The sequence below is a fragment of the Klebsiella sp. YJ genome, assembly GCF_002108615.1.
In the GTDB taxonomy this organism is placed as follows: Bacteria; Pseudomonadota; Gammaproteobacteria; order Enterobacterales; family Enterobacteriaceae; genus Klebsiella; species Klebsiella planticola.
The window spans coordinates 240,945-262,516 of the sequence record NZ_MTEG01000002.1 but is presented as its reverse complement, the minus strand read 5'-3'; the positions used below and the strand labels follow the sequence as shown (position 1 = coordinate 262,516).

General features: G+C 59.5%; 21 protein-coding genes. 10 read left to right on the top strand and 11 right to left on the bottom strand.

The window, feature by feature from the left end; translation table 11 throughout:
• Position 1 precedes the first annotated feature (1 nt).
• The 3 genes from modA to modC are packed head-to-tail and all read left to right on the top strand — an operon-like array spanning position 2 to position 2,525.
• A complete protein-coding gene (gene modA, locus BV390_RS03490; protein ID WP_032688777.1) occupies positions 2 to 775 on the top strand; it encodes a molybdate ABC transporter substrate-binding protein in 774 nt (257 codons plus the stop codon).
• The gene (modB, locus tag BV390_RS03485) at positions 775 to 1,464 is read left to right on the top strand and encodes a molybdate ABC transporter permease subunit (RefSeq protein ID WP_032688775.1); all 690 of its coding nucleotides are present in this window, start codon (positions 775 to 777) and stop codon (positions 1,462 to 1,464) included. Before modA ends, modB begins: the two co-directional genes overlap by 1 nt.
• Positions 1,465 to 1,466: 2 nt before the next feature.
• A complete protein-coding gene (gene modC, locus BV390_RS03480) occupies positions 1,467 to 2,525 on the top strand; it encodes a molybdenum ABC transporter ATP-binding protein ModC (protein ID WP_032688774.1) in 1,059 nt (352 codons plus the stop codon).
• Here modC and BV390_RS03475 read toward each other — a convergent pair whose 3' ends face one another.
• Positions 2,526 to 3,344 (bottom strand): pyridoxal phosphatase, encoded by an 819-nt coding sequence (locus BV390_RS03475; RefSeq protein ID WP_032688773.1) that lies wholly within the window; start codon positions 3,342 to 3,344, stop codon positions 2,526 to 2,528.
• A gap of 173 nt (positions 3,345 to 3,517) precedes the next feature.
• Between BV390_RS03475 and pgl the strand changes: the two genes are divergently transcribed.
• On the top strand, positions 3,518 to 4,513 hold the full coding sequence (gene pgl, locus BV390_RS03470; RefSeq protein WP_032697714.1) for a 6-phosphogluconolactonase: 996 nt from the start codon (positions 3,518 to 3,520) through the stop codon (positions 4,511 to 4,513).
• 127 nt (positions 4,514 to 4,640) lie between these two features.
• Here the strand turns inward: pgl and BV390_RS03465 are convergent, their stop codons facing one another.
• From BV390_RS03465 to BV390_RS03430, 8 genes are all read right to left on the bottom strand, one after another.
• Positions 4,641 to 5,270, bottom strand: coding sequence for an NrsF family protein (locus tag BV390_RS03465; protein ID WP_046852892.1), 630 nt, complete (start codon positions 5,268 to 5,270; stop codon positions 4,641 to 4,643).
• Positions 5,257 to 5,814, bottom strand: coding sequence for a sigma-70 family RNA polymerase sigma factor (locus BV390_RS03460; protein ID WP_085396567.1), 558 nt, complete (start codon positions 5,812 to 5,814; stop codon positions 5,257 to 5,259). The genes BV390_RS03465 and BV390_RS03460 overlap by 14 nt, the downstream gene beginning before the upstream one ends.
• A gap of 17 nt (positions 5,815 to 5,831) precedes the next feature.
• Positions 5,832 to 7,070 (bottom strand): protein-disulfide reductase DsbD family protein, encoded by a 1,239-nt coding sequence (locus BV390_RS03455; protein ID WP_032688768.1) that lies wholly within the window; start codon positions 7,068 to 7,070, stop codon positions 5,832 to 5,834.
• A 15-nt stretch (positions 7,071 to 7,085) separates the two neighbouring features.
• Positions 7,086 to 7,658, bottom strand: coding sequence for a peroxiredoxin (locus BV390_RS03450; RefSeq protein ID WP_032688995.1), 573 nt, complete (start codon positions 7,656 to 7,658; stop codon positions 7,086 to 7,088).
• Between the two features lie 180 nt (positions 7,659 to 7,838).
• Entirely contained in the window at positions 7,839 to 8,642 is an 804-nt protein-coding gene (locus BV390_RS03445) for an anti-sigma factor family protein (protein WP_085396566.1), read from the bottom strand.
• Positions 8,639 to 9,190, bottom strand: a complete 552-nt coding sequence (locus BV390_RS03440) for a sigma-70 family RNA polymerase sigma factor (RefSeq protein ID WP_072000017.1) — start codon at positions 9,188 to 9,190, stop codon at positions 8,639 to 8,641. Before BV390_RS03440 ends, BV390_RS03445 begins: the two co-directional genes overlap by 4 nt.
• A complete protein-coding gene (locus BV390_RS03435; RefSeq protein WP_032688765.1) occupies positions 9,177 to 9,728 on the bottom strand; it encodes a tetratricopeptide repeat protein in 552 nt (183 codons plus the stop codon). Before BV390_RS03435 ends, BV390_RS03440 begins: the two co-directional genes overlap by 14 nt.
• Before the next feature lie 291 nt (positions 9,729 to 10,019).
• Complete coding sequence (locus BV390_RS03430) at positions 10,020 to 11,303, bottom strand: putative acyl-CoA thioester hydrolase (RefSeq protein WP_032688764.1); 1,284 nt, start codon at positions 11,301 to 11,303, stop codon at positions 10,020 to 10,022.
• 250 nt (positions 11,304 to 11,553) lie between these two features.
• Between BV390_RS03430 and hutI the strand changes: the two genes are divergently transcribed.
• The 6 genes from hutI to BV390_RS03400 all read left to right on the top strand — a co-directional run bounded on the left by hutI (position 11,554) and on the right by BV390_RS03400 (position 19,492).
• A complete protein-coding gene (hutI, locus tag BV390_RS03425; RefSeq protein ID WP_168185407.1) occupies positions 11,554 to 12,888 on the top strand; it encodes an imidazolonepropionase in 1,335 nt (444 codons plus the stop codon).
• Positions 12,885 to 13,841 (top strand): formimidoylglutamase, encoded by a 957-nt coding sequence (gene hutG / locus BV390_RS03420; RefSeq protein ID WP_032688763.1) that lies wholly within the window; start codon positions 12,885 to 12,887, stop codon positions 13,839 to 13,841. Before hutI ends, hutG begins: the two co-directional genes overlap by 4 nt.
• 56 nt (positions 13,842 to 13,897) lie before the next feature.
• Positions 13,898 to 14,623 (top strand): histidine utilization repressor, encoded by a 726-nt coding sequence (locus BV390_RS03415; protein ID WP_004859754.1) that lies wholly within the window; start codon positions 13,898 to 13,900, stop codon positions 14,621 to 14,623.
• Positions 14,624 to 14,766: 143 nt separating this feature from the next.
• Positions 14,767 to 16,452, top strand: coding sequence for a urocanate hydratase (hutU, locus tag BV390_RS03410; RefSeq protein WP_085396565.1), 1,686 nt, complete (start codon positions 14,767 to 14,769; stop codon positions 16,450 to 16,452).
• Position 16,453: 1 nt separating this feature from the next.
• Positions 16,454 to 17,986: a histidine ammonia-lyase gene (gene hutH / locus BV390_RS03405; protein ID WP_085396564.1), complete on the top strand. Its 1,533-nt coding sequence runs from the start codon at positions 16,454 to 16,456 to the stop codon at positions 17,984 to 17,986.
• A gap of 99 nt (positions 17,987 to 18,085) precedes the next feature.
• Positions 18,086 to 19,492: an amino acid permease gene (locus BV390_RS03400; RefSeq protein ID WP_032688760.1), complete on the top strand. Its 1,407-nt coding sequence runs from the start codon at positions 18,086 to 18,088 to the stop codon at positions 19,490 to 19,492.
• 185 nt (positions 19,493 to 19,677) lie between these two features.
• On the opposite strand, the gene BV390_RS03395 is transcribed toward BV390_RS03400, so the two are convergent.
• Both BV390_RS03395 and bioA read right to left on the bottom strand, forming a co-directional pair.
• A complete protein-coding gene (locus tag BV390_RS03395; RefSeq protein WP_032688753.1) occupies positions 19,678 to 20,154 on the bottom strand; it encodes a kinase inhibitor in 477 nt (158 codons plus the stop codon).
• A gap of 75 nt (positions 20,155 to 20,229) precedes the next feature.
• Positions 20,230 to 21,519, bottom strand: coding sequence for an adenosylmethionine--8-amino-7-oxononanoate transaminase (bioA, locus tag BV390_RS03390; protein ID WP_032700542.1), 1,290 nt, complete (start codon positions 21,517 to 21,519; stop codon positions 20,230 to 20,232).
• Positions 21,520 to 21,572: the final 53 nt, after the last annotated feature.

Sequence of the window (21,572 nt, the reverse complement as noted above, 5' to 3'; positions counted from 1 at the left end):
GATGGCACGTCAATGGTTACGCTTGTTTGCCGGAGCGACGCTAACACTTTCCGTCGCGGGTCACGCGCTGGCAGAAGAAGGGAAGATTACGGTGTTTGCCGCGGCGTCGTTAACGAATGCGATGCAGGATATTGCGAAGGCCTATAAGAAAGAGAAAAACGTCGATGTGGTCTCCTCGTTTGCCTCTTCATCAACGCTGGCACGGCAAATCGAAGCGGGCGCGCCTGCGGACCTGTTTATCTCTGCCGACCAGAAATGGATGGATTACGCGGTCGAGAAAAAAGCGATTGATACCGCCTCGCGCGCAACGCTGCTTGGCAACAGCCTGGTCGTTGTCGCGCCTAAAGCCAGCGCGCAGGGCGACATTGCGATTAACAACAAAACCGACTGGACCAGCCTGCTGAAAGGCGGCCGCCTGGCCGTTGGCGACCCGGAGCACGTACCGGCAGGGATCTACGCGAAAGAAGCGCTGCAAAAACTGGGGGCCTGGGAGACGCTGGCGCCGAAACTGGCACCGGCTGAAGACGTGCGCGGAGCGCTGGCGCTGGTTGAACGCAACGAAGCCCCACTGGGTATCGTCTACGGTTCCGACGCGGTGGCGAGCAAAGGTGTGAAGGTGGTCGGGACGTTCCCGGAAGATTCGCACAAGAAAGTTGAATACCCGCTGGCTATCGTCGACGGGCATAAAAATGCCACCGTCACCGGATTTTACGACTACCTGAAAGGACCGCAGGCGGCCGCCATTTTCAAACAATACGGATTTACCACCCGCTAATGATTTTAAGCGATCCCGAATGGCAGGCGGTACTGCTGAGCCTGAAAGTCTCATCCCTGGCGGTGGTGTTAAGCTTACCTTTTGGGATTTTTATCTCATGGCTGCTGGTGCGGCGCAATTTCCCCGGAAAGGCGCTGCTCGACAGTATTATTCACCTGCCGCTGGTACTGCCGCCGGTGGTGGTGGGGTACCTGCTGTTGATTGCCATGGGGCGGCGTGGTTTTATCGGCAGCTGGCTATATGACTGGTTCGGTTTGACCTTTGCCTTCAGCTGGCGCGGGGCGGTGCTGGCGGCGGCGGTCATGTCCTTTCCGCTGATGGTGCGGGCCATTCGTCTGGCGCTGGAAGGGGTGGACGTGAAGCTGGAACAGGCGGCGCGAACCCTGGGGGCTGGCCGTTGGCGGGTGTTTTTTACGATAACGCTGCCGCTGACGCTGCCGGGCATTATCGTCGGTACCGTTCTGGCCTTCGCCCGTTCACTAGGGGAGTTTGGCGCCACCATTACCTTTGTCTCCAATATCCCGGGGGAGACGCGCACTATTCCTTCGGCGATGTATACCCTGATTCAAACCCCTGGCGGCGAAGGGGCTGCCGCGCGCTTATGTTTGATTTCCATCGTGCTGGCGCTGGTTTCGCTGCTGATTTCTGAATGGCTGGCGCGCCTTAGCCGCGTGCGGACAGGGAAATAACAATGCTTGAACTCCATTTTACCCAGACGCTGGGCAACCACTGCCTGAGTATCAATGAAACGCTGCCTGCCAGCGGCATCACCGCCGTTTTTGGCGTCTCCGGCGCGGGAAAAACCTCCCTGATTAATGCGATCAGCGGCCTGACCCGGCCGCAGAAAGGGCGCATTGTGCTCAACGGCAGGGTCTTAAATGACACGGAAAAACGCATCTGCCTGGCCCCGGAAAAGCGGCGGGTGGGCTATGTATTTCAGGACGCGCGCCTGTTTCCGCACTATAAGGTACGCGGCAATCTGAAGTACGGCATGGCGAAAAGTATGGCGGGGCAGTTTGATAAGCTGGTGGCGTTGCTCGGTATTGAACCGCTGCTGGATCGCCTGCCGGGCGGCCTGTCCGGTGGAGAAAAGCAGCGTGTGGCGATTGGCAGAGCGCTGCTCACCGCACCTGAACTTTTGCTGCTTGATGAACCGCTGGCCTCGCTGGATATTCCTCGTAAACGTGAGCTTCTGCCGTATCTGCAGCGGCTGGCGCGCGAAATACATATTCCGATGCTCTACGTCAGCCACTCGCTTGATGAGATTCAACATCTGGCGGATAAAGTGCTGGTGCTGGAGGAGGGGAGCGTCAAAGCCTTTGGCTGCCTGGAGGAGGTATGGAGCAGCAGCGTGATGCATCCGTGGCTGCCGCCGGATCAGCAGAGCACAATACTCAACGTGTCGGTCGCCGCACAGCATCCCCGTTATGCCATGACCGCGCTGGCGCTGGGCGAGCAGCAGATCTGGGTGAACTATCTCGACCGGCCAGTCGGCGAGGCGACGCGAATTCGCATCCAGGCCTCTGACGTATCGCTGGTGCTTGAGCCGCCGCAGCAGACCAGTATTCGCAATGTTTTGCCGGCCCAGGTGGTGCAGTGTCTTGAAACACACGGACAGATTGAAGTGCAGCTGAACGTCAGCGGCCGCACGCTGTGGGCGCGCATCAGCCCGTGGGCCAGAGATGACCTGGGGATCACGCCAGGTCAATGGCTGTATGCGCAGATTAAAAGCGTATCGATTGCCGCCTGATTACAGCAGGTTGCGGTTGATGAAGTCGGCAATACTGTTGCTTTCGTTTTCGCCAATGACCACGTTGGCGCGCGCTTTGACTTCCTCAACCGCATTGCCCATCGCCACGCCGGTTCCGGCGGCTTCCAGCATGCTGAGGTCATTATAGTTATCGCCAAAGGCCACCACGTCCTGCATGGACAGGCCCTGTGCTTCCACCCATTGCGTCAGGCGCTTGCCTTTGCTGTTGCCCGCGCGGGCGATATCGACCTGATCGTGCCACGACCATTCGCACTCCAGTCCCAGCGTCTGGCCCACATCAAGGGCAAACTGCTGCAGCTTAGGAATATCTTCATCGGTGAGGGCAAACTTCCACACCGACTGGACGTCGCGGGCGGCCTGCGCCAGCGAATCGACCTGGGTGAACACCGGACGCTGCTCGACGGGCAGCGACTGTGCCCAGCGGCTAGTACGGATAACGTGCCCGGTCGGGCGTTCATAGAGCATGGCGTCGTCAACATACATCAGACCGTGAATATCGTGCGCGGCGAGCATATCGGTCAGGCTCAACGCTTTATCAACCGGCATCGGATCGGACTGCAGAACCTTTTTTGCCTGATAATCATACAAATAAGTGCCATTACAACAAATTGCAGGTGTATCCAAAGCCAGTGCCTGATAAAAAGGATGGATAGCGACGTGATGTCGGCCAGTGACGACGATCACCTGGAACCCAGCCGCTCTGGCGCGGGCCAGGGCTTCCAGCGAGGCGGGCAGGATAGTTTTGTTGGAGGTGAGCAGGGTGCCGTCTAAATCCAGTGCAATCACGCGTGATGTCATGTGTTGTTTCCGGTTAATGATGAAAAAATTGCCTGACATGATGGTACACCGCTATGCCAGCGGGGCAAATTTTTCAGCATCTACCGTTAAAAGAGTCTATACATTGCATCAGCTCAGCAGCTTGATGAATGAAATGTATACGTTTTCCCTGTGCAGTGAGGAAAGGAGCAGTCATGAAACAAACCGTTTATACCGCCAGCCCGGAAAGCCAGCAGATTCATGTCTGGAGTCTCGATCTTGAGGGTAACCTGAAGCTTGTTCAGGTTGTGGATGCCCCGGGTCAGGTTCAGCCGATGGTGGTGAGCCCGAATAAAGAGTATCTCTACGTTGGCGTACGTCCGGAGTTTCGCGTCCTGGCTTACCGCATTGCGCCCGATAACGGCGCGCTGACTTTCGCCGGCGAAGCGGCGCTGCCGGGCAGCCCGACGCATATTTCGACCGATCATCAGGGCCGTTTTGTCTTCAGCGCGTCCTATAACGCCGGCTGCGTGAGCGTGACTCCGCTGATCGATGGCCTGCCGGGTGAAACGGTGGCCGTTGTGGAAGGACTGGAAGGGTGCCACTCGGCCAATATTTCTCCCGACAACCGCACCCTGTGGGTCCCGGCGCTGAAACAGGATCGTATTTGCCTGTTTACCCTCAGCGATGATGGATTCCTTGCCGCGCAAGAACCGGCGGAAGTGACCACCGTTGAAGGGGCCGGTCCGCGTCACATGGTGTTCCATCCGAATCAACAATACGGCTACTGCGTGAATGAACTGAACAGCTCCGTTGACGTCTGGGCGCTGAAAGATCCGCATGGCAAAATTGAGTGCGTCCAGACGCTGGATATGATGCCTGCCGATTTTACCGGCGTACGCTGGGCGGCGGATATTCATCTGACGCCGGATGGCCGTCATCTGTACGCCTGTGACCGTACCGCCAGCCTTATCACCATTTTCAGCGTATCCGAAGATGGCAGCGTGCTGTCGATTGAAGGGTATCAGCCGACGGAGGCGCAGCCGCGCGGTTTCAATCTCGATCACAGCGGTAAATATCTGATCGCTGCGGGGCAGAAATCACACCATATTGCGGTCTATGAGATCGCCGGTGAGCAGGGGCTGCTGACCGAGAAAGGGCGCTACGCCGTCGGTCAGGGGCCAATGTGGGTGGTGGTTAACGCTTACTAAGTTGCTGAGAAAAAAACCTCGCTGCGGCGAGGTTTTTTTTATCGGTTAGCGCAGCCTGAGGCGCTGGCAAACAAAGAGCCATCAACCTGACGGATGCCCCGTCCCGATCGGTAGCGGAGAACGCCCGTTAATCCAGCGCCACCCAGCGTCTGCCAACCAACACCGTCAGCGCCACGATCGTGACTATCGCCGCCAGATGCATGACAAAATCTATCGCGTGCAGATGTACCGGATGGCAAAACGCCAGCAGACTGACCGCCATGCTGGCAATGCCCAGTCCTGCCATCCCCAGGCTGCGCACCGGATGCAGCGTTCGGGTGCGGCGCAGGCTGGCAATCATCAGTACCATCATTGGCGTGCTGACCACCAGCAAAAAGGTAAAGCAGGGCGTGCTGTCACTCTCCGGCACCCGCAGCGCCGGATAGGGAATGCTGCTGATACTCAGCCCCAGCCACATCAGGCCAATCGGCAGCAGGGCTTTCCAGCTGAGAGAACGCCGACCGGCAATACTCATCGTGAAGGCGCTACGAATCGCCAGCGCGCCGAGCACAAAAGCCAGCAGCAGCTGCACCACCGCCAGAGAGGCGCCAGGCTGTGACCAGTCGGTCGGGCTGCGTTGCACAAGGAAACTGGCGGCCACCGCGCACGGCAGAGCCGCTGCCAGCCAGCTCAGAACCCGCCTGCCGGTCGATGGCAGGCGTTTCACCGGCCGCATGTCGCGCCCCAGCTTGTCAATTAACAGGTCATGATTCGTCATGATGAGCTCCAAAACGGCGCAGGTTTTTCAGCGCCCGATGCAGCAGCGATTTCACTGCGGCGACACTCAGATTATTATGTGCAGCGGCTTCCGTCAGGCTCATTTCGCGTAGATGGACATGCTCCACAATGGCTCGTTGGCGGGAGGGGAGCTGGCGCAAATAGCCTGCCAGCTCCTCCCGGCTATCCCGTTTTTGCGGATCCGCTAACGTTGCCGCTTCCGGCAACGTCTCTTCGGGGATCTCCCACTGCTGATAGCGGCCGCGACGGCGCAACGCATCAACGGCCCGCGCCGAGATAATCGCCATCAGCCAGGGCAAAAAAGGGTAGGTCGGATCGTAGGTATGGCGTACCCGATGCACCGTCAGCAGCACATCCTGAATGACATCTTCGACTAACGCGTCGTCGGAGATTCGCTTACGTATCTGCGAACGAATGACCGGGACCAGCGCTTTTAACAGCCGGGTGTAGGCGAGCCGATCGCCCGCCTGCGCCTGCGCCATTAGCGCGGGCCAGCTTTCGCGCGCGCTATCGTTTATTTCCATAATCCGCCTTGTTGCGTTTATGCTTTTTTGCCGGTGGCCTGGTTCAGCGCGTTCACGACGATGCCCGGCGTCAGGAGCTGCGGCAGTACTTTTGGCGGCCCGCCATCGGCAGGATAGACCACGTACAGCGGCAGACCGCCCTGGCCAAACTGATTCAGCGCATCATCGACATCCGGATTAAATTTAGTCGAGTCTGCCACCATATACAGCGTCCCGGTTTTTGCCAGCGCGTCTTTTACGGCCTGGGTTGAAAGCGATGTCTTTTCGTTAACCTGGCAAGTGATACACCAGGAGGCGGTGAAGTTAACAAAGATCGCTTTGCCGTGGCCGCGCTGCGCCTCGACGGCCTGCGGTGTCCATTTTTCCGCAGCGCTCCCGGCGGTCGCGACAGTCTGTGCGCCGGGCGGCACGGAATCGGCCTGAATCAGACCGGCCAGCGGAGCAATAACCGCGACGGCGAGCACCCCGGTGACGGCGAACAGGCTCCTGTGCCCTTTGCCCTGAAAGCGGCGCTGCTGGGCTATACCATAGAGCCAGGCAGCAAAGCCCAGCACCACCGAGACCGCCAGTAGCGTCGCCAGCGCGCTGCTACCGGCCTGCTGCGCCAGTACCCATACCAGCCAGGCGTAAGCGCCGAACATCGGAAAGGCCAGCGCACGTTTAAGCATATCCATCCACCTGCCAGGCCGGGGGAGGAGAGAAGCCAGCGCCGGAAACAGCGAAACGAGGGTGAATGGCGCGGAAAAACCGAGCGCGAGGGCAAAAAACACGGCCAGCGCGGTGGCCGGCGGCTGAACCAGCGCATAGCCAATCGCACTGGCCATAAACGGCGCCGCGCACGGGGTTGCAACGACGATCGCCAGCGCCCCGGTCATCGCCGAGCGTACAAAGGCGCCGCGGCCAATATCCAGAGCGCCGACGCGCTGCGCCGATAGCCCGACCTCAAACACCCCCAGCAGGTTCAGCGCGGCGGCGAGCATCACCAGCGAAAGCAGGGCAATCACCAGCGGCGATTGCAGCTGGAACCCCCAGCCGACAGCGACGCCGCCGGCGCGGGCGGCCAGCAGAACGGCGGCCAGCAGCATCATGGTGACCATCACACCAAGTAAAAAAGCCAGCCCTTCGCGACGAGCGCCCACGGCGTTATCCGCATGGCGCAGAAGCCCGAGCGCTTTCAGGGAGATAACCGGAAAAACGCAGGGCATAAAGTTGAGTATGATGCCGCCAATAAAGGCGGCCAGCATGGCGGTGAGCATCGCTGGCCTCTTTGTTTAGTGGGTTTGCGGGTGGGCGGCGTCGTACTGCTTGACGGCGGCCAGGGTTTTCTCAATATGAGCATCCGGATTTCGATCGGTGTAGCTGAGCAGAATCGTGTTGTCCGGCGCAATGACAAATGAAGTCCGGTCGGAAACGGTCTTGCCCTTCATCTCCATCAGCGTTTGATACTGCGCGGCCACTTTGGCCCCCGGATCCGCGGCGACGGCGAACTTATCGCGGCACTCCAGTTTAGAGAAATCGCTAACCTGATCGGTGTTACCGGCGGTGACGCCGATGACGGTGGCACCCATTTTGTTAAATTCATCGCTGGCTTCGGCGAAGTCGTGGGCCTCAATGGTGCAGCCAGCGGTAAATGCCGCCGGGAAGAAATAGAGCACCACCGGCCCCTTTTGCAAAGCCTGCTGCAGGGAGAAGGCGATCGGTTTACCGGCTAAGGCGCCCTGCAGTTCGAAAGCAGGGGCTTTCGCGCCGACGGGCAGCGCCGCGCCGGCGTTAAACGCGGTGGCGGACAGGCCAAGCGCGACGGTCAGGGTCAAAGAACGAGCAAGGTTTTTCATCAGTTTCATTATTAGCTCCAGCGATGTCAGGGCGTTCTGGTCAGGTGACTCTGCTATACAGTTCGCCGGAGTGAGAAAGAAAGTTTCGCCGGGTGAAAAATATTTAGCGGCCGGATGCGATGGCCGGCGGCAATTCTCAGCGAAACATCGCCGGCGATCGCTGGTCATCGCCCCGAACGGCGACGTAGGCTATGACAGTAAGTCCTGCAACTGGCGGGCGTTATCGTGCAATTGCGCGCCAGGATTGCGACCAATCAGCACAAACTGATACCCGTTAGCGCGCCACCAGGCGAGATTCATGCCGTGTCGCCGTTCCGCGGCTATCCTGGTATCGTTTTGCGGGCTGTCCGGAGAGATGCACAGCGCCATCGGCCCATACGCCGCGTGAATCCAGGCGATCTGCGCAATGGTGGTGCGCTCATAGCGCAGAATACGCACCATTTTTAGCTCGGCGCCCGGTAGCGCGAGCTGCTGTGGCTTGAGCGCTAAACCGATATCCTCGGCGGTACGCGCCAGGCCGCGCTGTAATATCGCCGGTGAACTGTCCATATCGAGCAGGGTTTCCGCGCTGTAGAGCGACATGTAACGGGCCTCAAGATCGCGAATGTTTTCGCTCTCATCAGGTTCACCGGCATCGGGATGGGCCAGATAGCCTAAGCCGCTGCCGATGAGTAAAAAAGTGAGCGAGGCGGCAATCATGGCGCGGCGACTAAAGGCCGGGAGAGGTGCAGAGCTCTTCGGCGCGGGCATTGCTGCCAGATGGGCATCAAGCCGGCTCCGCATGCGCGCGACGGGAGCCTGCTCCAGCAGCGGGGCAAACGCCTGCTGATAATTCTGCGCGATGCTCTTCAGTTCGGCGGTGCGTGCGGCCAGCTGCCGATCCTCTCTGAAGGCGGCTTCAAAGCGGAGGGCGTCGGGAGCGCTCATTTCGCCATCCAGCCAGGCAATAATGGCCTCATCGCCATAGGGGGGAGTAAAAAAGGATGATTTCACAAGCGTTTCTCCCTGGCTGCAGCGGCGGTAGCGGGGGCTTTTGCCAGCGTCGATCGCGCCGCCGCCAGCCGGCTCATCACCGTACCGATGGGGACCGATAGCGTGTCTGCCGCCTCTTGATAGGTAAAACCTTCAACATACACTAAAAACACCGCGTTGCGCTGGGCTTCCGGCAGGGCGCTGACCTGACGCATAAGTTGCTGATACTGGCGATGATCCTCATTCATTTCGCGATCGTCTGTGGCGAGCTGCGGGTCGTTTTCGACGAAGCCTTGCCCCCTTCGAACGTGACGCGCCCGCAGCTCGGAAATCCAGATGGAGTGGAGAATAGTGAACAGCCACCGGTCGATACGGGTGCCCGGCGTAAACTGCGCGCTCCGTTCGAGCGCGCGAACACAGGTTGACTGAACCAGCTCTTCGGCAATATCGCGATTGTGCGACAGAATTAGCCCGTAGCGCCAAAGACGGGCCAGATGTGCGGCAAGCTGTGAGCGAACGTCGCTGGTAGTAATTTTTTTACCCTCGCGATGAGCTTCAGGATTCCGGATGTCCGTTAATGGCGGCCTGCAAATCGCGATACTCCTCGCAGCTTTGACCGCAAATCCCGGAAATCACTTTGAGCTGTTCCTGCGCCAAATCCCGGCGGCCTTTTACCATCCACGCTTCGCCAAGATACTCACGCGCTTTGGCGTAGTTGGGCTCAAGCGCCAGCGCGCGCTGATAATAGCCAATCCCTTCATCCGTACGTCCGAGCTTACGGGTGGCATAGCCGCGATAGTTCCAGGCTTCGGCGGTATTACCGTTTTTCAGCGAATCCAGCAGGTTCAGCGCCGCCTGATATTCCCCTTTTTTCGCCAGATGATAGGCGTAGTTGGTTTTATCCTGGTCGCTAAGACTGCTGGTTTTATCCGGGACGCACCGTTTGCTGACGCTGTCATACACCTGTCCGCTGGGGCAGTCCGGCGTTTTGCTCTGGGTGCTGTTATCGCCCATGGCGAATGACGGCGATGCATATAACAAACATAGCAGTGCCGGAACCATTAAGCGGCGTGAAGCCGGCACAATCGATGAGATAAGAGTGTTCATTTTTCGTCTCCAGGGGCAACGATGCGGGTAACCCGGCGGTATCCCTTTCGCGGGGAAGCGTGCCGGAAGGCCGTTGTGTTGTTACAGAGAGTAAACGCATCAGCGCAGATATTTATTCGCCAGAAAACGCTATTTTTTGCACGCGCAAGAGAAGCGGCTGCGGTAGCGATGAATTGAGGGGGCGCAGCGGAGAAAAAAAGCAGAAGAGAAAGTCGCGAAAGAACACGGCGCTAAGAAAAAGAGGGGGAAAAGAGAGGAAAAAGGGGGAGACGCGCTCCCCCTCGCGAAGATTTACTGCTTCGGCTCTGCGACAACCACGCTGCCCACGCCGCGGTTATTGTATTCCCACATGCGGTTGAAGCTGCTGTCGTTGAGATTACGCTGCGGCACGCCTTTCGCATCCACGGCGCCGGTGTTGCCGCTGAACGCGCGGTTGGAAATTGCCGCGTCGGCCCACGGTTTCGCCACGTTGAAGCCTTCATTGATGGCGCTGTCGCGGATCACCACCTGGCCACTGGTGGCGCTGTCGACATCAAGAGAGCGTCCCAGTTGCGCCACGCCGTCGCCGGAGGCGGTAAAGCGGCTGTTCACGGCCAGGAAGCCGTAGGTGACGCTTTTCAGCGTTGCCGGTGCAAAGACGTAGGCTTCTTTCTGGGTGCGTGAATTTACGACGCGGAAATCGGTGTTATCAAACACCACGGCACCGCGGCCGGAAACGATATCAACATCGCCTTCAATGTAGCTGTTGCTCACCAGAGTACGGGTCTGGCGATCGTTTTGCAGACGGTTCTGCACGCCGCTGTTGGTGACGAAGAAGGTGTTCTGGCGACCCAGAATGTTGACGTTGTTAATCTGGACCTGGTCGCCATCGCTGCGCAGCGCAACGGCCTGGTGAGTCCCGGCATCCACGCTGTCGCCGAGGTTGTTGGCGATGGTCAGGTTTTGCAGCTGCAGGCCATTGTTCTGCGACCAGAATACCGCTGAACACATCACGCCGACGGTGGCGGCGCGTTTGCTCTGGCAGCTGTCAAACATATACCACGCCGGTTTACCTGGCATATATTTGCCGGCCGGGTTGACCAGGTGGCGCCAGGTGTTCACGTCCATCTCCGAGTCAATGGCCTGGCTGATTTTCACATCCAGCGGCTTCTCGCCGGTACCGTACAGCGTCAGCGCACCGGGTGCCGCAGGGACATAAACGGTACCCGTATATTCACCCGGCATAATCGCAATAAACTGACGACGATCGGAGTGGCGGGCGATAGCCGCATCAACCGCAGCCTGAATGGTGGTATGGGTTACGCCCTGAGCGCCCGCCGGGCCGACGACGAAGTCAGGCTGAGACGGTATGCTGATGGCCGCCGGGGTCCACGCCGCGGCGTTTGGATCCAGGGACTGGAAATAGCTTGCCGGAGTGAAGTTTTTCGCTTCATCAGCGGTTAACACAGGGCGAGAGGCGGTGCCCGGCGCAGTCTGCGTCGAGGGCTGTTGATCGGCAGGGGTTGAGCTACAGGCGGATAACGTCACGCCAAAAGCCAGTGCCAGCGTCAGGCGGGAAACTGAGAATGTGTTCATGTTGCTCCGGGCAAGAATCAATTAACAAGACCTGTCATTCTTCAGGCTGCCTCTCTGTTGGCGTATTTGTTGATTTCCGCCGCAAAGCAACCCGAATGATTTGGGCAGGGCATTATACAAAAAACATGCAAGCGGCGTCAGGCCGGCAAGGTATGAATTACGCGTATAACGTCCTTTAAAACCTGCTTTTTATACTAAGTTGAGCGAAACGGGAAGACGCTGCGCGAAAAAGTTCGCCTGAACAGGTCAGATGGCCGCAGCGTCGCTCGCGTTCGGTCACAAAAAAATAACAATTACCTCTGCTTTTATTGACATTCCGCGTGGAATGAAAATAAATGTCTATACAACCCATGACAAGTTGACTGGTATGACTGAAGCCACCTCCGAACGCGTTATCTGGCGAAATGCCCGCCTCGCCACTCTGAACCCTGATGATTCGCAACCTTATGGCCTGCGGGAGGGTCATGCGCTGCTGGTGCGCAATGGCCGGATTGAAGCCATTGTGCCTGAAAACGATGCCCCTGCCGGGCGGAGCATTGACCTTGACGGCAGGCTGCTGACGCCGGGACTGATTGATTGCCACACCCATCTGGTCTTCGGCGGCAGCCGGGCGCAGGAGTGGGAGCAGCGTCTGAACGGCGTCTCCTATCAGACGATCAGCGCCAACGGCGGCGGCATTAACTCCACTGTGCGCGCCACCCGTGAAAGCAGCGAAGCGCAGCTGTTAGCGCTGGCCCAGCAGCGACTGGACCGTCTGCTTCGCGAGGGAGTGACTACGCTGGAAATTAAATCCGGCTACGGGCTGGATCTGGAAAACGAACGCAAAATGCTGCGCGTGGCGCGCCAGCTTGCGCAGAACAATGCGGTCGAGCTGTCGCCGACGCTGCTCTCGGCTCACGCCACGCCGCCGGAATATAAAGACCGCCCGGATGCCTATATTACGCTGGTGTGTGAAACCCTGCTGCCGACGCTGTGGGAAGAGGGGCTGTTTGAAAGCGTCGATGTTTTCTGCGAAAACGTCGGCTTCAGCCCGCAGCAGACTGAACGCGTATTCCAGGCCGCGCAGGCACGCGGTATTCCGGTCAGAGGGCACGTTGAACAGCTCTCTTCGCTGGGAGGCGCGCAGCTGGTGAGCCGTTATCAGGGGCTCTCGGCCGATCATATCGAATATTTAACGGAAGAGGGGGTTGCGGCGATGAGCCGCAGCGCGACGGTGGCGGTGCTGCTGCCCGGCGCGTTCTATTTCCTCAATGAAACCCGCAAACCGCCGGTCGGGCTGCTGCGTCAGTATCAGGTGCCGATGGCGGTGGCGACGGATTACAATCCGGGCACCAGCCCCTTTGCCAGCCTGCATCTGGCGATGAACATGGCCTGCGTCAAGTTTGGCTTGACCCCGGAGGAGGCGTGGGCGGGCGTGACGCGTCATGCCGCGCAGGCGCTGGGACGCCAGAATAGCCACGGCCAGCTGGCGGCGGGGTTTGTTGCCGATTTTGCTATCTGGGATGCGGAACATCCGGTTGAAATGGTCTATGAACCGGGGCGTAGTCCGCTCTGGCATCGCGTGGTGCGAGGAGAAATGCAATGACATTGTGGCAACCGACCCCCGCCGACATCTGGCAAGGGCGTGACGACAGCGCGGAAGCCGCCAATGCGCTGCGCCTGTTTCAGACTATCGTGCGGGCCGAACGCTTTGCGCCACAGGCGCTGCCGGGGGATATTGCCCTGCTGGGGTTCGCCTGCGATGAAGGCGTTCGCCGCAACCGCGGACGCACCGGGGCCGAAAAGGGGCCGGAAACCCTGCGTCGGGCGCTGGCGAACATGGCCAGCCACAGCGGTCACGAGCGCTGTGTCGATATGGGCACCATCAGCGTCGCCGGTGAAGGGCTGGAGGCAGCCCAGCAGGCGCTGCGCGAAGCGGTGGCAGCCTGCCAGCGCGCAGGCAAACGCACGCTGGTTCTCGGCGGCGGGCATGAGACGGCATTCGGTCATGGCGCGGGTGTGCTCGATGCTTTCCCCGGTGAAAAGGTCGGGATCATTAACCTCGATGCGCACCTGGATTTGCGGATAGCTGACCAGGCCAGCTCCGGTACGCCGTTCCGCCAGCTGGCGCTGGAGTGCGACGCGCAGCAGCGCGGCTTTCACTATACCTGTATCGGCGCCAGCCGTGCGGCGAACACCCTGGCGCTGTGGGATGAGGCCGCGCGTCGTCAGGTGCGGGTTATCGAAGATCTGGAGGTGCTGGACGCCTTTGAATTACGCGTTGCGCCGGAAATCGCGCGTCATATTGCCCTCTATGACAGGCTCTATTTGACCATCGACCTGGATGTGCTGCCGGCGCGCGAAATGCCGGCGGTCTCGGCGCCTGCCGCGCTGGGCATTACGCTGGCGACCCTGTTGCGCATCGTTGAACCATTATGCCGCAGCGGAAAACTGCAGGCGGTGGATCTGGTGGAGTTTAATCCGCGGTTTGACATTGACAGTCAGGGGGCCCGTGCGGCGGCCCGACTGGCATGGCAAATCGCCCATTGGTGGCGCTGACGATTCAGTATATTCTGACCGTTTCGCCGCCCATTGCGTATAAGGAAAGACAGGCTATGTTTTCACAGCAACCTCGAACCGCGCCTGCCCCGTTTTATGAAAAGGTGAAGCAGGCGATCAGCGAAAAGATTCAGCGCGGCGTCTGGCGTCCCCACGACCGCATTCCTTCCGAGGCGGAACTGGTAGCCCAGTTTGGTTTCAGTCGCATGACTATCAATCGGGCGCTGCGTGAACTCACGGATGAAGGTTTACTGGTACGTTTGCAGGGCGTCGGTACCTTTGTGGCGGAGCCGAAAGGGCAGTCGGCGCTGTTCGAAGTGCGTAGCATCGCCGACGAGATTATCTCCCGTCGCCATCAGCACCGCTGCGAGGTGCTGCTGCTGGAAGAGACCGAAGCCGATCTTATTCAGTCGGCGGCGCTGAATGTCGCTGAAGGGACGCGGATTTTTCACTCTCTGATGGTGCATTTCGAAAACGACATTCCGGTACAGATCGAAGACCGCTGCGTCAATGCGGCGGTGGTGCCGGCGTATTTACATCAGGACTATACCGTCACCACGCCGCATGATTATCTGTCGCTGATTGCGCCGTTAACCGAAGGCGAGCATATCGTCGAAGCGGTACAGGCCAGCGCCAAAGAGTGCGAACTGCTGCATATCCATGCCCACGATCCTTGCCTGCTGATCCGGCGCCGTACCTGGTCTACCACGCATATTGTTTCCCACGCCCGTCTTCTGTTCCCGGGGAGCCGCTACCGGCTGCAGGGCCACTTCACGTCCTGACGATCGCTTGCGTCGGCAAAAGCGTGATTGCTGACGCAATATAACAAAATTGTATCATTTCTGTTAAATCCTGGCTTGCGTAGAGTTGTATAGACAAGTATATGTATCTACGTAAACAACGTTAATTGTCAGGAGAAACCCCGATGTCGCAAAGCAAATATCGCCAGCAAGACGTACGTGCACCGCGAGGCACGACGTTGAATGCCAAGAGCTGGTTGACCGAAGCCCCGCTGCGTATGTTAATGAACAACCTCGATCCCGATGTTGCCGAGAACCCACATGAGCTGGTGGTCTACGGCGGGATTGGACGCGCGGCGCGTAACTGGGAATGCTATGACGCTATCGTGAAGGCGCTGAAAAACCTGGAAAGCGACGAGACGCTGCTGGTGCAGTCCGGTAAACCGGTCGGCGTATTTAAAACCCACGAAAATTCACCGCGCGTACTGATTGCCAACTCCAACCTGGTCCCGCACTGGGCGACCTGGGAACATTTCAACGAGCTGGACGCAAAAGGTCTGGCGATGTACGGCCAGATGACCGCGGGCAGCTGGATCTATATCGGTAGCCAGGGCATCGTGCAGGGTACCTACGAAACGTTCGTCGAAGCCGGACGTCAGCACTATCAGGGCAGCCTGAAGGGGCGCTGGGTGTTAACCGCCGGTCTGGGCGGTATGGGCGGGGCACAGCCGCTGGCGGCGACGCTGGCAGGCGCCTGCTCGCTGAACATCGAATGTCAGCAGAGCCGGATCGATTTTCGTCTGCGTACCCGCTACGTTGACGAGCAGGCCACCTCGCTGGACGACGCGCTGGCGCGGATCAAGAAATACACTGCGGAAGGCCGGGCTATCTCTATCGCTCTGTGCGGCAATGCCGCCGATATCGTGCCGGAGATGGTGAAACGCGGCGTGCGCCCGGATATGGTCACCGACCAGACCAGCGCCCACGATCCGCTGCATGGCTATCTGCCGAAAGGCTGGACCTGGGAAGAGTACCAGGCGAAAGCCGAATCTGACCCGCAGGGGACGATTCTGGCGGCCAAGCGTTCGATGTCCGACCATGTTCAGGCGATGCTGGCCTTCAACGAAATGGGCGTACCGACCTTCGACTACGGCAACAATATCCGCCAGATGGCGCAGGAGATGGGCGTCGACAACGCATTCGACTTCCCAGGCTTTGTCCCGGCCTATATTCGTCCGCTGTTCTGCCGCGGCATCGGTCCGTTCCGCTGGGTGGCCCTCTCCGGCGATCCGCAGGATATCTACAAAACCGACGCCAAAGTGAAAGAGATCATCAAAGATGATAAGCACCTGCACCACTGGCTGGATATGGCGCGTGAGCGCATTAGCTTCCAGGGGCTGCCGGCGCGTATTTGCTGGGTAGGGCTGGAGTGGCGCCAGAAGCTGGGGCTGGCCTTTAACGAAATGGTCCGCAGCGGTGAAGTGTCTGCGCCGATCGTCATTGGTCGTGACCACCTTGATTCTGGCTCGGTCGCCAGCCCGAATCGCGAAACGGAATCCATGCGTGACGGCTCCGATGCGGTGTCCGACTGGCCGCTGCTGAACGCCTTGCTGAATACCGCCAGCGGCGCGACCTGGGTGTCGCTGCATCACGGCGGCGGCGTCGGGATGGGCTTCTCGCAGCACTCCGGGATGGTTATCGTCTGTGACGGTACCGACGAAGCGGCCGCGCGTATAGCCCGCGTGCTGCATAACGATCCGGCGACCGGGGTGATGCGTCACGCCGATGCGGGTTACGACATCGCGATTGAGTGCGCGGCGGAACAAGGACTGAATCTTCCTATGGTGGCAGCAACGCAGGGGCAACGCTGAGATGAAAAACTTAACTCTGATTCCAGGTCAGCTGAGTCTGGCGCAGCTACGCGAGGTGTTCCAACAGCCGCTGACCATCACTCTCGACGAGCAGGCTTTTGCCGCCATTAACGAGAGCGTCGCCTGCGTTAACGCCATTCTGGCCGAAGGACGCACCGCCTACGGCATTAACACCGGTTTTGGCCTGCTGGCGTCAACGCGCATCTCTACGGACGATCTGGAAAACCTGCAGCGTTCTCTGGTGCTGTCTCATGCGGCGGGTATTGGTGAGCCGCTGGATGATGCCATGGCGCGTCTGATCATGGTGCTGAAGATTAACAGCCTTTCCCGCGGCTTCTCCGGGATTCGTCTGAGCGTCATTCAGGCGCTGATTCAACTGGTGAATAAAGGCGTCACGCCGTGGATCCCGGCCAAAGGTTCCGTCGGCGCATCCGGTGATCTGGCGCCGCTGGCGCACATGTCCCTGACGTTGCTGGGTGAGGGCAAAGCCCGCGTTGACGGCCAATGGATGCCGGCGCTGCAGGCGTTGAAAAAAGTCGGCCTCGAGCCGATTACCCTGGCGGCGAAAGAGGGGCTGGCGCTGCTGAACGGCACGCAGGCATCGACGGCGTTTGCGCTGCGCGGCCTGTTTGACGCGGAAGATCTGTTTGCTTCCGCGGTGGTATGCGGCGCGCTTACCACTGAAGCCGCGCTGGGATCGCGTCGTCCGTTTGATTCGCGTATTCACGAAGCGCGCGGCCAGCGCGGGCAGATTGACGCTGCGGCGCTGTACCGTCATGTGCTGACCGACAGCAGCGAGATTTCGCAGTCGCATCACAACTGTAGCAAAGTGCAGGACCCGTACTCTCTGCGCTGTCAGCCGCAGGTGATGGGCGCCTGTCTGACCCAGATTCGCCAGGCCGCTGAGGTCCTGCTGATTGAGGCCAATGCGGTGTCGGATAACCCGCTGGTCTTCGCCGCCGAGAACGAGGTGATTTCCGGCGGTAACTTCCACGCCGAACCGGTGGCGATGGCGGCGGATAATATTGCGCTAGCGATTGCCGAAATCGGTTCGCTGTCCGAGCGTCGTATTGCGCTGATGATGGACAGTCATATGTCGCAGCTGCCGCCTTTCCTCGTGAAAAACGGCGGCGTTAACTCCGGCTTTATGATTGCGCAGGTGACCGCGGCGGCGTTAGCCAGCGAGAACAAAGCGCTGGCGCACCCGCACAGCGTTGACAGCCTGCCGACGTCGGCAAACCAGGAAGATCACGTTTCAATGGCGCCGGCTGCCGGTCGTCGTCTGTGGGCGATGGCGGAAAACACCCGTGGCGTACTGGCCGTGGAGTGGCTGGCCGCCGTCCAGGGGCTGGATATGCGCGAAGGGCTGGCCAGCAGTCCGCTGCTGGAAGAGGCGCGTCATCTGCTGCGCGAGCGGGTTTCGCATTACACCCAGGATCGCTTCTTTGCCCCGGATATCGATAACGCTATTGAGCTTCTGGCAGCGCGCCATCTGACGCGACTGCTCCCTGCCGTCTTGCCTGGTCAGATCTGACCCTCGTTGTTTTCTGTACCCGTGTCGGGGGGATAACCTCCCCCCGGCCGTCCTACACGCATATTTGTCGTCATACAAAAATTATCAGGACACTTGCATATGCAACAACAACCACAATCGCCACAAAAGCCCCACCTGCTGCGCGGGCTGAATGCCCGACATATTCGCTTCATCGCGCTCGGTTCCGCCATCGGTACCGGGCTGTTTTATGGTTCTGCCGCCGCCATTAAGGCCGCGGGACCGGCGGTTCTGCTGGCCTATCTGATCGGCGGCGCGGCGGTATTTATCGTCATGCGCGCGCTGGGCGAAATGGCGGTACGCAACCCGGTTTCCGGCTCCTTCGGCAGCTATGCCCGCCAGTATCTCGGGCCGCTGGCCGGGTTTATCACCGGCTGGACCTACACCTTTGAGATGGTGATTGTCGCCCTGGCGGATGTCACCGCGTTTGGTATCTATATGGGGCTCTGGTACCCCGATGTACCGCGCTGGATTTGGGTACTGAGTATTATCTTCTTCATCGGCGCGATGAACCTGTGCCACGTGCGCATTTTCGGCGAAATGGAGTTCTGGCTGTCGCTGATTAAAGTGGTGGCGATTATTGCGATGATCGTCGCCGGCGGCAGCATTATCTTCTTCGGCTTTGGTCATGCCTTCCCGGCGACGGGGCTGGAAAACCTGTGGAGCCACGGCGGGTTCGCGCCGAACGGCTGGCAGGGAATTATTGCGTCGCTGGGTATTGTGATGTTTGCCTTTGGCGGGGTCGAAATTATCGGCGTTACCGCAGCGGAAGCGCAGAATCCGAAGAAAGTGATTCCGCAGGCGATTAATACCATCCCGCTGCGCATCGTGCTGTTCTATGTCTGCACGCTGGCGATCCTGATGGCCATTTTCCCGTGGAACAGTTTTGGCGAGCAGGGCAGTCCGTTCGTCCTTATTTTTAGCGGTCTGGGGATTCCGGCGGCGGCGACAATCCTCAATATCATCGTGATCAGCGCCAGTATTTCGGCCATCAATAGCGATATTTTTGGCGCCGGTCGCATGATGTACGGCATGGCAAAAGAGGGGATGGCGCCTAAAAGCTTCCAGCGCATTGCCAGCAACGGCGTGCCGTGGATGACGGTCGTGGTGATGGGCGTGGCGCTGCTGGTGGCGGTGGTGCTGAACTATCTGATGCCGGAACAGGTCTTTGTGCTGATTGCCTCCCTGGCGGCATTTGCCACGGTGTGGGTGTGGCTGATGATCCTGCTGGCCCATTTCGCCATGCGTCGCGGTTTGTCGGCGGAAGAGCGTCGCCAGATTGCGTTCCCGGTGCCGTTCTGGCCGGTTGCGCCGCTGTTGACCCTGCTGTTTATGGGACTGGTGATTGCGGTGCTCGGGATGGTAGAAGAGACGCGAATTGCGCTGATTGCCGGTCTGGTCTGGCTCGGGCTGCTGACGATTATCTGGTATGCGAAAGTCAAAAAAACCGTGCGGATGCCGGTGGCTGAGCAGTCATCTTCGAGCTGAATGAATCCCCGGTGGCGCTGCGCTTACCGGGGCTACAAAGGAGCTGTCGGGTCGCCTGGGTAAGATGTAAGCCGCGACCCGGGATGTTCCCCGGTGGCGCTGCGCTTACCGGGGCTACAAAGGTGTTGTCAGGTCGCTTGGGTAAGACGTAAGCCGCGACCCGGAGAGGGACTGACGAGAGAAAGTCAGATAAACAGGGCGGTGATGGATGCGCTGCCCAACGAATGAAAATGGACGTTAAAGCCTACCATCGCACCGCTTGCCCCTTCATCGACCTCGATCTTCTCGACATCCAGCGCATGCACCGTAAAGATGTAGCGATGGCTTTCCCCTTTTGGCGGCGCCGCGCCGCCGTAGCCGGGCAGGCCGAAATCGGTGCGGGTCTGGACTGCGCTGGCCGGCAGCGGGGCCAGACCGGACCCGGCTCCCTGCGGCAGTTCGCGCGTTTCCGCCGGCAGATTGGCGACCAGCCAGTGCCACCAGCCGGAGCCGGTGGGCGCGTCGGGATCGTAACAGGTCACCACAAAGCTTTTAGTCCCCTCGGGCACCTCGTCCCACGCCAGATGCGGCGAGATATTGTCGCCATCGTAGCCCATGCCGTTAAATACATGGCGGTGGGGCAATTTCCCGCCATCCTGCAGATCGTGACTGATTACGTTCATGCCGTCTCGTCTCCTCTGGGATAATCGACTGATTAACAAAGAAGTATAGTCCTGTTGACGATCGGTTTCCGCTGCTTATTGGCGAAAAAATGTTTCGTTCAGCACCGCCGCGTTAACCGCCTGGGTCAGGCGCGTCAGCTGCTGCGGGGTAATCACATACGGTGGCATCAGGTAAATCAGGCGGCCGAACGGGCGAATCCATACGCCTTGTTCGACGAAGAAGCGCTGCAGCGCGGCCATATTGACCGGGCGGCAAGTTTCCACCACGCCGATGGCGCCAAGCACGCGGACATCGGCGACCAGCGGGGATTCCCGTGCCGGAGCCAGCTCCACATTAAGCTGCGCTTCAATCGCGGCGACCTGGCCTTGCCATTCGCCGCTTTCCAGCAGCCGCAGGCTTTCTGTCGCCACCGCGCAGGCCAGCGGGTTGCCCATAAAGGTCGGACCGTGCATAAAGCAGCCGGCTTCGCCGTTGCTGATGGTCTCTGCCACCGGCCGGGTGGTGAGGGTGGCCGACAGCGTCATCGTTCCGCCGGTCAGCGCTTTACCGAGACACAAAATATCCGGGGCGATATCCGCGTGTTCGCAGGCAAACAGCTTGCCGGTCCGGCCAAATCCGGTGGCAATCTCATCGGCAATCAGCAGAATGCCTTCCCGGTCGCACATCTTGCGGATGCGCTTCAGCCATTCCGGATGATACATCCTCATGCCGCCGGCGCCCTGCACGACGGGCTCGAGAATGACCGCCGCGATCTCATCCCGATGGGCCGCCATCAGGCGGGCAAACGGCACCATATCCCGTTCATCCCACTCGCCGCCAAAGCGGCTTTGCGGCGCCGGGGCGAACAGATTATCCGGCAAATAGCCTTGCCACAGGCTGTGCATGGAGTTATCCGGATCGCAGACCGACATCGCGCCAAAGGTATCGCCGTGGTAGCCATTGCGGAAGGTGAGAAAACGCCGCCGCGGTTCGCCTTTTGCCTGCCAGTACTGCAGGGCCATCTTCATGGCCACTTCCACCGCGACCGAACCGGAGTCGGCGAGGAATACGCACTCCAGCGACGCCGGGGTCATCGCCACCAGCTGGCGGCACAACGCCACCGCCGAAGGGTGGGTGATACCGCCAAACATCACGTGCGACATCTGGTCAATCTGAGCTTTCATCGCGGCGTTCAGGCGAGGGTGATTGTAACCGTGGATTGCCGCCCACCATGAAGACATCCCGTCAATCAACTGCTCGCCGCTGGCGAGGGACAGCTCGCAGCCGTGGGCGGCAACCACCGGATAGACCGGCAGAGGGGAGGTCATGGAGGTGTAGGGGTGCCAAATGTGGCGCCGATCGAAGGCGAGATCGTCCGTTGTCATAAGTGACTTGTAAACCATTTTGAAAACATTTAGGTTTACGAGTATAAACCGAA